The organism is Actinomyces sp. ICM47, from assembly GCF_905369875.1.
Classification (GTDB): Bacteria; Actinomycetota; Actinomycetes; order Actinomycetales; family Actinomycetaceae; genus Pauljensenia.
Genome location: NZ_CAJPJE010000002.1, coordinates 1 through 11174, shown reverse-complemented (window position 1 = coordinate 11174; position 11174 = coordinate 1). Strand labels below are relative to the sequence as shown.

Here is an 11174-nt window from a genome sequence, read left to right as displayed (position 1 = left end):
TCCCTGGTCAGCAGGCATTTTGAGTCACGATCTCTGCGCAGATTTGCTTGTGATCTGCTCAGTGAGGGAAGGGAAGCATCGACACCCACCGAGCGCCTAGACGCCGCGTTTGTCGGGGTTTTTGAAGGGACAATGGATGCCTGTCGCCCAACCTCCCTGCTCGGAAACGAGGCCTGGGTGACCTTCGCGCGCATCGCGACGCCGGGCGTTTATGCCGAGAAGCCCCGAGGCCTGGTTTCCCTCAGTGGGAGGCCACCGCGGCGCGCGGGCGAGCGGTACCTCGCGCGCGCACCCAGCCGGGCAGGCGCGAGGCCAGGACGGCGCCCGCACACAGGAGCGCGATGGTGCCGCCGGCGCTGAGGCGAGCGGGCACGGCGATTCCCAGACCGGCTAGGCCGAGGGCCGCCCCGAGGAGGGGGCACCCGATGAGGAAGGAGCGGGCGCTGCGAGCGCTGGGCGCGAGCGCCGCAGCGGGGGCGGCGATGAGCGCAATCGACAAAATAGTGCCGACGGCGGGGATCGCGACGGTGACGGCAGCGAGGATGAGCCCGAGAATAATGCGTTCGTTGCGGGCAGCCCCGCGCGCCGCGCCGGGTTCGACGGGGTCGAAGCAGTGGGCCAGGAGCTGGCGGTGTCCGACGGCGATGAGAACCGAGGCGAGGAGCAGGACGGCCCCGGCCCACGCGACGTCCGCGGGCGAGACGGTCATGACGGATCCGGTTAGGAAGGAACTGACGGCGAGGGGCAGGGGCTTGAACCAGGTCGCCAGGAAGTATCCTGCGGCGAATCCCGCCGTCAGGACGATGCCGGCGGCCCCCTGGCTGGAGATTCCGGGGATCGACGCGAGGTAGCGCATGAGTGCAACCAGCGGGATCGTCCCGAGGAAGGCACCGACGTAGAGCGCGGCGGACATGCCCGAATGGCCGAGGCCGAGGCTGGCAGCGACGACGACGCCGAGGACCGCGCCGGGGAAGGTGCCGTGGGTGACGGATTCCGCGAAGAAAATGCGCCGATCAAGGTATGCGAACGCGCCGACGAGGCCACCGAGCGCTCCGATGAGCGTGACGTGCAGGGCGGGGACGATGAGGAGGCTCAGGATCACGATGCCTCCCCCAGCGCCAGCAGATCCGAGGACCGCGTTTCACGCGCCGTTTCACGCACGCTTGCCGCGTTATCGCCGACTCGATCTCCCGTTTCACGTACTGTTTCACGCGCGGTGAGGGTTCCCTGAGAGCCCGCCGAGGCCTCGTCCCGACCCATGCGAACCTCACGCAGCTGCCGGAGCGCGCATGCGAACGCGAAACAGGCGAGAACGCCCAGGGCTACGCAGGCCTGCGGGGACAGGGGCCGGGGCACACGCACCAGCGCGACGCTGAAGCCCGCCCAGCCGCCAAGCAGGGCGCAGGCACCGGACAACACCGCCATCGAGCGCGTCCCGGCAGCCAGCAAGCGCCCGAAAGCACCTGGCACAATGAGGTAGCCCACGACGAGGAGGACGCCCACGGCCGTCGAGGCCGCGACGACAATGGCACCGAGCGCGGCGTTGAAGGCGATGTCGATCCAGGTGACGGGGATGCCGGACACACGCGCGGCCTCGCGGTCGAAGGCGACGGCGATCTGGGCGCGCCACGTAAGCGCCAGGACCACGGCGGCCACCATGAGCACCGCGGCGCTGGTCCACATCCGAGAGGGCGTAATGTCGAGGAGGCGCCCGAACATGAGGGATTCGAGCTGACCGGACATGTCACCGATGCGCAGGGAGATGACGATACCCAGGGAGAAGAAGGCGGTCAGCAGGACGGCGGTGGTGGCCTCGGAGGAGCGTGGCTTGCGCGAGGCCGCCGTCAGGGAGGCGGCAATGAGCGCCGCACATACGGCACCGCCGGGAATGATGGCGTCGCGCCCGCCCACGGCCATGCCCACCACGATGCCGGGGAAGACGCCGTGCACCATTGTTTCGGCGCTGAACTCGGCCCGGCGCAGGTTCACGAGCGTCGAGGCCGGCCCCGCCGCCAGGGCCAGCAGCCCTAGGACGATGATGGGACGCAGCAGATAGGGAGCGATCATGACAGCGCCGCTATCGCTTCGTCGGCCCCCGACCCGTAGGCGCGCGCGAGCACGGAGGGGTCCAAGGCCTCGTTGACTGGGCCGAGGGCCACCAGCCGCGAGGCGAGCACGCACGCCCGTGAGCACACGTCGCGTGCGAGCGACAGGTCGTGCGTGGAGACGACGACGCCCACCCCGTCGCCGGTCAGAGAGGCAATCAGACCCGTGATGATGTCGCGGCTCGGCGCGTCGAGGCCGTTGAAGGGTTCGTCCATCATGACCAGCTCGGGCCGGGCGACGAGGGCACGCGCCACGAGGACTCGCTGGCGTTGCCCGCCGCTGAGCGTACCGAATCGATGGGAGGCGCGGTCGGAGAGGTTGACCCGCTCGAGGGCCTCCCCCACCCGACGCCGCATGTCAGCGGTGATGCGCCGACCCCACCCGGCCTCGGCAATGAGTCCCATGGTGACGACCTCGGACGCACTGACCGGGAAGGTCAGGTCCAGGTCGGCGCTCTGCGGGACCAGACCGATTCGCGAGGCGGCGACGCGCACGCTGCCCGACAGGAGCGAGCAGCCGCCGACAATGCCGCGCATGAGCGTGGTCTTGCCGCCGCCGTTGGGACCGACAAGCGCCAGGGCCTGGCCCTCATCCACGTCGAGGGTCAGGCCGGACAGCGCCGGGGTATTCCCATACCCCAGCGCCGCATCCTGAAAAGAAACGAGGTGAGACATCACTGACCCGCCAGCCGCTCGGGCAGCGCCGGGACGGTCCCTCCCCACGCATCGGTCAGCGTGCGCACATTGTGGATGATCGATCCCACGTAGGTGGCTCCGGCGCTCCCGTCGGGGCCGAGCGAGTCTCCGTAGAGCGCGTCGTCGCCCACGATAGGGGTCACGCCGGCACCGCGCGCAATCGCCTCGATGGACTTCGAATTGTTGGAGTTTTCAGCAAAGAGGGCGACCGCGCCCGAGTCCTTAACGGCCTGCACGGCGGATGCGATGTGGTCGGCCGTCGCGTCCTGCTGATCGTTGAAGTCGGTGAGAGCCGCGCCGATGAAGCGGATCCCGTAGTCAGCCGAGAAGTATCCAAAGGCGTCGTGGGAGGTGAACAGGACGCGCTGGCCTTCGGGCACAGTCTCGATCGACTCCGCCACCCACGCGTCGAGGGCACCCAGGTCCTCCAGGTACGAGGCCGTGGCCGCGTTGATCGAAGAGGCAGCGTCGGGCGCGGCGGCAGCGAGGCCTGCGCCGAGGTTACCAACCTGGATGCTGGCACGCACCGGCGAGGTCCACACGTGGGGGTCGAAGCGGAATTCGGGTTCCTCGCCCGCGTTTTCCGGAGGGAAAGGCCAGGGGGCGACCTCAACGCGCTCGTTGCCACGGTCAATCGTGTAGGGAGCCTGCGGGTCGGGGGCACCCGGCTTGTCGACGTCGGCGGCGGTCAGAACGCCGGAGGTGACGACCATGCGTCCGTGGAAGCCGGAGGAGGCAACCGCGTCGTCGAGAAAGTGCTCGAGGTCGACGCCGGACACGGCCATGACGTCTGCCTCGGCCAGGGCGGCGGTCTGAGCGGGAGTCATCTCATGCTCGTGCGCCGAGGCATTGGGGGCCAGCAGACAGGTTAGGCTCATCGTAAGGGCCGCACTGTCGGGGGCAGGGCCGACGTGGGATTGCTTGCCCGATGCGTCGGTTTTGTCCAGGGAAAGGTCGGTGGAAGCCGCCGCGATCTGGGTGACGTAGTCGCAGATCTGTGTGGTTGTGGCGACAATTTTAAGGCCGTGAGCCGAGGAGGCGGGGGCGCACGCCGCGAGGGGTACGAGTGCGAGGCCCAGGACGGCCACAGCCGCACGGCGAGCTGTTGAGAGGATCATCATAGCTCCTACGATATTTTCGGGTACCCGAAAATTATAGAATCATTCGAGAATAATTCTCAAGACTGTCGCAGTGCACATCCTCCCACACCCCTCAACAGGCGTGCAGGCAATTGTTCACGCCTTGGCGCAGACAGCTACACTCGGCAGTAATGGACACAACGAACGCACACCACGACACATCCGAGGACGCCGAGGCACCCGATACCCACGTCCAGACAGCCGACAACACGCAGGCAAGGGAAACAGCTTCCGTGCCCGCGGATTCGTCACCGACAGAGGACTCCCCTGCGGCGACCGTTGTCGCGGAGCCAGCCACGGCCTCGTCGACAACCGAGCCAAGCCCCTGGCGTGCCCGCCTCCACAGCCCCGCCGCCGGCTGGGCGACGACCGCGATCGCGACGATTGTCGCAGCACTCATCCGCCTGCCCGGCCTGAACAACGTCCGCACACTCGTTTTCGACGAGACCTACTACGTGAAGGACGCATGGTCCCTGCTCACGCTCGGCTACGAGGGCACGTGGCCCAACAACTACGACGCCTCCTTCGTCGCAGGCAACGTATCCGGGCTCTCCGCCGCGGGCGGCTACCCCGTCCACCCGCCCACCGGCAAGTGGATCATTGCGATCGGCATGAAGATATTCGGACAAACAGACCCCGTGGGATGGCGCATCACGACCGCAATCTGCGGCATCATCACCGTGTTTCTCCTCTGCCGGATCACGCAGAACCTGTTCCGCTCCCCCGCCCTTACCCTCCTCGCTGGGCTTTTCCTGGCAACCGACGGCATCGCCATCGTCATGAGCCGCACCTCTATCCTCGACGGCTTCCTCGCAATGTTCGCGCTTGCCGCCTTCTTCTGCTTCGTCAAAGACCAGCAGATGTCCCGACCGATGCTGGCGCACAGGCTCACCGCATGGGACGGCATTGGCGCTCCGTGCAGCGGATGGCACGACCTGGGTGAATTCCTGCGCGGACGCGACCGACGCGGCTTCATGGTCGGCCCCAATGCCGGCAGACGCCCCTGGTTGCTCGCTGCCGGCATCCTGTGCGGCCTCGCCTCCTCGGTCAAGTGGTCCGGAATCTACGTCCTGGCGTGCCTCGGCCTTTTCGTCGCAATTCGCGAGGTCACCTACCGCTGGCGACTCGGGCACCCCTCCCCCATCCGGGGCGCTCTCATCGCCGACGTCTGGTGGGCATTCATCCTGATGGTCCCCAGCGCGATCCTGACCTACATCGCCTCCTGGATCGGCTGGTTTATGCACCCCCAGGCACACGGGCACGGCCGTTCGGGCATTCCAGGCTTCGCCGGCGCACTCGCCGACCTATGGCTGTACCACAAGGAAATGTGGACGTTCCACACCGGCCTGACAACCCCGCACACCTACCAGTCCAATCCCTACATGTGGCTCACCCAGGTGCGCCCGACCTCCTTCCACTGGGCTAACGACGCGACGATTACCGGCTGCGCCTCCGGCAACTGCGCAACAAACGTCGTTGCCCTGGGCAACCCTCTACTCTGGTGGATCGGCATCGGAGCGTTGCTCGTCGTGATCGTGGCGACCCTGTGGTGTCGAAACTGGCGCTCGGGAGTCATTCTGGCAGGCTATCTCGCGCTGTACGCTCCGTGGCTTCTCTACGCGCACCGCACGATCTTCACCTTCTACACGGTCGCCTTCGTCCCCTTCGTAGCCCTCGCGGTCGCCTGGATGATCTCGCTGCTCGCCGGGTTCGTCACGGTGGATGGAGTCCCCGAGGCCGTTCTCCCGCCGCGTCACACGGTGATCACCGGACGCATCATGGCAGGGGTCCTCATCGTCGCGATCCTCGGATGCGCACTCTACTTCATGCCGCTGTGGCGCGCCGACGTCGTCGACTACGACTTCTGGCGGGCACACATGTGGTTGCCATCCTGGATCTGAATCCAGCGTACGAGAAACGGGTGGCTCGGCAGAAAAGCCGAGCCACCCGTTTCACTACATTCCTCAGCGGGAGAAGCATTCAGTGTCAGCATGAGAGCTAACCAGACCCTCACAGGCGCATCTTAGGCCAAGGAAGTCAGGATCTCGCGGATCTGAGCATTGAGCTCATCGGAGGGCTTGAAAACGCCGTCTTGGAAGTCAGAACCAAGGTTAATACCGACCTGCTGCTCACGAACGTCAGCTCCGAACGTCGCCACAATCTCGCGCAGGTGCTCGAGAGGCTTCACAGCACCGTACCAAGAGTATCCAACGAGGCCGACCGCCTTATCCTTGAGCGTCGCCGGGGGCAGGTAGTCGATTGCATTCTTCAGAACCGCAGAGACGGAGTGGTTGTACTCCGGGGTTACGAAAAGGACAGCATCCTGCGCCTCGATGTTCGTGCGCAGACGAACGGCCTCAGGCAGCTCAGGAGCCTGCATCGACGGGGGCATCTCCTCAGCAAAGAGCGGCAGATTATAGTCGCGCAGATCGAAGAAGACGGTCGCAACGCCGTCGACCTGACGGGCCTGCTCCTCGATCCAACGGACGACCTGCTCACCAGCGCGGCCGGGGCGTACGGAACCGAGAACGATAGCAACGGAAGTCATGATGTTTCCTTTCAAAGTCTTATTGAAACATCAACTACTATAAATGCACCGACGGTACTTGACAAGGAAAAACTCATATCGCTTAGGATACAGGTCCTACAGTGTCCCGACGCATTAAACCCTATCTTGCTGCCTGACGCCCTTCAACCGACATACAGCTGTATATAAAACTGTGGGGGCCTCGCGTGTTGGATGGTGTGGGCTGGTCGAATTGTGGGTGGGTGTGTGTGGGTCCTCTGTGTCTGGGTCTGGGTGTGTGAATAGGGAGCGGCCAGAAACCTTGAGGTTTCTGGCCGCTCCCGTTGGGTGTGTTGTGGCGGTGTCCTACTCTCCCACAACCTATCGGTTGCAGTACCATCGGCGCTGCCGGGCTTAGCTTCCAGGTTCGGAATGTGTGCTGGGCGTTTCCCCGGTGCTGTGACCACCACAAGACTTGGTGTTCAACACTGTTCCCCCCGTTCACTGTTTGTGTGTGGGGGGTGTGGGTTGATCGTGGTTCGTATAGTGGTTGCGGCAATAAGTTGTTCACTGTTGTTTTACCCGTCCCCTTGATTGGTTGGGGTTGTTGTTTAGTGTTGGCCCATTAGTACCAGTCGGCTCACGAGCACCTCGCGGTGCTTCCACCTCTGGCCTATCAACCCGCTCGTCTGGCGGGGGCCTCTCACCCCACAAGTGGGGCGTGGAAACCTCATCTTGGAGCAGGCTTCCCGCTTAGATGCTTTCAGCGGTTATCCCTTCCGAACGTAGCTAACCAGCCATGCACCTGGCGGTACAACTGGCACACCAGAGGTTCGTCCATCCCGGTCCTCTCGTACTAGGGACGGCCCTCCTCAAATTTCCTGCGCGCACAGAGGATAGGGACCGAACTGTCTCACGACGTTCTGAACCCAGCTCGCGTACCGCTTTAATGGGCGAACAGCCCAACCCTTGGGACCAACTCCAGCCCCAGGATGCGACGAGCCGACATCGAGGTGCCAAACCATGCCGTCGATATGGACTCTTGGGCAAGATCAGCCTGTTATCCCCGGGGTACCTTTTATCCGTTGAGCGACCACGCACCCACGTGCCATGGCCGGATCACTAGTTCCTGCTTTCGCACCTGCTCGACCCGTCGGTCTCACAGTCAAGCTCCCTTGTACACTTGCACTCGCCACCTGATTACCAACCAGGCTGAGGGAACCTTTGAGCGCCTCCGTTACATTTTAGGAGGCAACCGCCCCAGTTAAACTACCCACCAGGCACTGTCCCCAACCCGGATCACGGGCCAAGGTTAAGGTGACCGCTTAAACCAGAATGGTATTTCAACGACGACTCCACCACCGCTGGCGCGGCAGCTTCACAGTCTCCCACCTATCCTACACAAGTCCAAGCGAACACCAATACCAAGCTATAGTAAAGGTCCCGGGGTCTTTCCGTCCTTCTGCGCGAAACGAGCATCTTTACTCGTACTGCAATTTCACCGAGTTCGCGGTTGAGACAGCGGAGAAGTCGTTACGCCATTCGTGCAGGTCGGAACTTACCCGACAAGGAATTTCGCTACCTTAGGATGGTTATAGTTACCACCGCCGTTTACTGGGGCTTAAATTCACCGCTTCACACCCACAAAGAATGTTAACGGTTCCTCTTAACCTTCCAGCACCGGGCAGGCGTCAGTGCGTATACATCGCCTTACGGCTTCGCACGCACCTGTGTTTTTGATAAACAGTCGCTTCTCCCTATTCTCTGCGACCCCACAACCCCACCAACACGCAAAGCATTGGGAAGTCACGGGGTCCTCCTTATCCCGAAGTTACGGAGGAATTTTGCCGAGTTCCTTAACCACGATTCACTCGAACGCCTCGGTATACTCTACCTGACCACCTGAGTCGGTTTAGGGTACGGGCAGGTCATGCCCTCACGTCGAGGCTTTTCTCGGCAGCATAGGATCACCACAAGTCCACACACACGTGTGTCCCTCATCAGTCCTCACCCTAGTGCCCCCCGGATTTACCTAAAGGGCGGGCCACAACCTTAAATACGCACAACCATCGGCGCACTGCAGTTACCTGTCTGCGTCACCCCTGTTAACACGCTTGCCTACCATCACCGGGACCCCAAGACCCACACACAACCCCAATCCCGAAGGACCAGAGCGCGGCAGGCAAATTGGTTAGCACAATGACCTCAGCATGGGCGGTCACAACCTGGTACCAGAATATCAACTGGTTGTCCATCGACTACGCCTGTCGGCCTCGCCTTAGGACCCGACTAACCCAGGGCGGATAAACCTAGCCCTGGAACCCTTAGTCAATCGGCGCTGCGGATTCCCACCGCAGATTCGTTACTCATGCCTGCATTCTCACTCCCACACAATCCACCAGAAGTCACCTCCAGGCTTCACCTCATGCAGGACGCTCCCCTACCCAACAACACACCAACAACCAATAAAAGGCGCCAGCCATACGTGTTGCTGCCACAGCTTCGGCGGTACGCTTGAGCCCCGCTACATTGTCGGCGCAGAACCACTTGACCAGTGAGCTATTACGCACTCTTTCAAGGATGGCTGCTTCTAAGCCAACCTCCTGGTTGTCACCGCGACTCCACATCCTTTCCCACTTAGCGCACGCTTAGGGGCCTTAGCTGATGATCTGGGCTGTTTCCCTCTCGACTACGAAGCTTATCCCCCGCAGTCTCACTGCCACGCTACACCTAATGGCATTCGGAGTTTGGCTGACGTCAGTAACCCACAGGGCCCATCGGCCATCCAGTAGCTCTACCTCCACCAGGGACCACGCAACGCTGCACCTAAATGCATTTCGGGGAGAACCAGCTATCACGGAGTTTGATTGGCCTTTCACCCCTACCCACAGTTCATCCCCCAGGTTTTCAACCCTGGTGGGTTCGGTCCTCCACACAGTCTTACCTCTGCTTCAACCTGACCATGGGTAGATCACCCCGCTTCGGGTCTAGAACACGCGACACACGCCATCTTTCAGACTCGCTTTCGCTACGCATACCCCACACGGGTTAAGCACGCCACGTATCACTAACTCGCAGGCTCATTCTTCAAAAGGCACGCCATCACCCCACAAGGCTCTGACGGCTTACAGGCACACGGTTTCAGGTACTATTTCACTCCCCTCCCGGGGTACTTTTCACCATTCCCTCACGGTACTATGCACTATCGGTCATCAAGTAGTATTTAGGCTTACCAAGTGGTCTTGGCAGATTCACACGAGATTCCACGAGTCCCGCACTACTCGGGCACCACATCCACACACACCATCACCAGTCCACCTACACGACTCTCACGCTCTACGGTCAGCCATCCCAGACTGTTCAACTCCCAGCAACAACATGCGCGACCCCCCGGCAGAAGGATCCAACATGGCCCCACAACACCAAACACGCAACAGCCGCCGCCTCTCACACGCATCTGGTTTAGCCTCCTCCGCTTTCGCTCGCCACTACTCACGGAATATCTTCTCCTACGGGTACTAAGATGTTTCACTTCCCCGCGTTCCCCCCACCACCCTATACACGTTCAGATGATGGTAACCCAGCACAACCCAGGTTAGGTTCCCCCATTCGGACACCCTCGGATAATAACGCTCGCTCGCCAACTCCCCGAGGCATATCGCAGGCCGCAACGTCCTTCATCAGCTCTTGATGCCAAGGCATCCACCGAATGCCCAACAAAACTAAACAAAACACAAAAAACAGTACAGAACAAATATGCTCGCAACCACTATACAAATCACAAACAACCCACCACACACACCCACACCAACAACACAACACTGCCAGCAGGCCATGCGGGCAACCACCACAACAATGGCGGACGCCAACACGGTGTTGAACGTGAACCCGACAGTGTGCTCATCTGCATCAAACATTTATGCCCAACCCAAAACGCACCCACACCCACCACCCACAAACAGTGATGAACAAATGCAAGCACAAGAAAACAAAGCAACACACCCACAAAACGCAGACGCACCACTTGTTCCCCACAAAAACGGGCTCCCTAGAAAGGAGGTGATCCAGCCGCACCTTCCGGTACGGCTACCTTGTTACGACTTCGTCCCAATCGCCAATCCCACCTTCGACCACTCCCCCCACAAAAACGGTTAGGCCATGGGCTTCGGGTGTTACCAACTTTCGTGACGTGACGGGCGGTGTGTACAAGGCCCGAGAACGTATTCACCGCAGCATTGCTGATCTGCGATTACTAGCGACTCCACCTTCATGGGGTCGAGTTGCAGACCCCAATCCGAACTGAGACTGGCTTTAAGGGATTCGCTCCACCTCACAGTATCGCAACCCTCTGTACCAACCATTGTAGCATGCGTGAAGCCCAAGACATAAGGGGCATGATGATTTGACGTCATCCCCACCTTCCTCCGAGTTAACCCCGGCAGTCCCCCACGAGTCCCCACCATCACGTGCTGGCAACATAGGGCAAGGGTTGCGCTCGTTGCGGGACTTAACCCAACATCTCACGACACGAGCTGACGACAACCATGCACCACCTGCACACGACCAACCAAATGCCACCACATCTCTGCAGTGCCGCCGTGCATGTCAAGCCTTGGTAAGGTTCTTCGCGTTGCATCGAATTAATCCGCATGCTCCGCCGCTTGTGCGGGCCCCCGTCAATTCCTTTGAGTTTTAGCCTTGCGGCCGTACTCCCCAGGCGGGGCACTT

The 11174-nt window shown here is 61.6% G+C and carries 6 protein-coding genes and 3 rRNA genes; 1 reads left to right on the top strand and 8 read right to left on the bottom strand.

Annotated features, from left to right (window positions below; genetic code table 11):
* Positions 1–241 precede the first annotated feature (241 nt).
* The 4 genes from QZ149_RS00720 to QZ149_RS00705 are packed head-to-tail and all read right to left on the bottom strand — an operon-like array spanning position 242 to position 3919.
* Positions 242–1102 (bottom strand): metal ABC transporter permease, encoded by an 861-nt coding sequence (locus tag QZ149_RS00720; RefSeq protein WP_291448680.1) that lies wholly within the window; start codon positions 1100–1102, stop codon positions 242–244.
* Complete coding sequence (locus tag QZ149_RS00715; RefSeq protein WP_291448677.1) at positions 1099–2067, bottom strand: metal ABC transporter permease; 969 nt, start codon at positions 2065–2067, stop codon at positions 1099–1101. Before QZ149_RS00715 ends, QZ149_RS00720 begins: the two co-directional genes overlap by 4 nt.
* A complete protein-coding gene (locus QZ149_RS00710; protein WP_291448674.1) occupies positions 2064–2780 on the bottom strand; it encodes a metal ABC transporter ATP-binding protein in 717 nt (238 codons plus the stop codon). Before QZ149_RS00710 ends, QZ149_RS00715 begins: the two co-directional genes overlap by 4 nt.
* Entirely contained in the window at positions 2780–3919 is a 1140-nt protein-coding gene (locus QZ149_RS00705; RefSeq protein WP_009648142.1) for a metal ABC transporter substrate-binding protein, read from the bottom strand. The genes QZ149_RS00710 and QZ149_RS00705 overlap by 1 nt, the downstream gene beginning before the upstream one ends.
* Before the next feature lie 152 nt (positions 3920–4071).
* Between QZ149_RS00705 and QZ149_RS00700 the strand changes: the two genes are divergently transcribed.
* The gene (locus QZ149_RS00700) at positions 4072–5841 is read left to right on the top strand and encodes a phospholipid carrier-dependent glycosyltransferase (protein WP_291448670.1); all 1770 of its coding nucleotides are present in this window, start codon (positions 4072–4074) and stop codon (positions 5839–5841) included.
* A 122-nt stretch (positions 5842–5963) separates the two neighbouring features.
* On the opposite strand, the gene QZ149_RS00695 is transcribed toward QZ149_RS00700, so the two are convergent.
* The 4 genes from QZ149_RS00695 to QZ149_RS00680 all read right to left on the bottom strand — a co-directional run.
* On the bottom strand, positions 5964–6488 hold the full coding sequence (locus QZ149_RS00695; protein WP_291448667.1) for an NAD(P)H-dependent oxidoreductase: 525 nt from the start codon (positions 6486–6488) through the stop codon (positions 5964–5966).
* Positions 6489–6799: 311 nt separating this feature from the next.
* Positions 6800–6917 (bottom strand): 5S ribosomal RNA (gene rrf / locus QZ149_RS00690).
* A gap of 135 nt (positions 6918–7052) precedes the next feature.
* Positions 7053–10175 (bottom strand): 23S ribosomal RNA (locus tag QZ149_RS00685).
* 323 nt (positions 10176–10498) lie between these two features.
* Positions 10499–11174, bottom strand: a 16S ribosomal RNA gene (locus QZ149_RS00680); the annotation flags it as partial.

Coding starts and splice junctions, on each gene's coding strand:
- QZ149_RS00695 (WP_291448667.1), bottom strand. CDS start 6,488: ATGACTTCCGTTGCTATCGTTCTCGGTTCCGTACGCCCCGGCCGCGCT.
- QZ149_RS00705 (WP_009648142.1), bottom strand. CDS start 3,919: ATGATCCTCTCAACAGCTCGCCGTGCGGCTGTGGCCGTCCTGGGCCTC.
- QZ149_RS00710 (WP_291448674.1), bottom strand. CDS start 2,780: ATGTCTCACCTCGTTTCTTTTCAGGATGCGGCGCTGGGGTATGGGAAT.
- QZ149_RS00715 (WP_291448677.1), bottom strand. CDS start 2,067: ATGATCGCTCCCTATCTGCTGCGTCCCATCATCGTCCTAGGGCTGCTG.
- QZ149_RS00700 (WP_291448670.1), top strand. CDS start 4,072: ATGGACACAACGAACGCACACCACGACACATCCGAGGACGCCGAGGCA.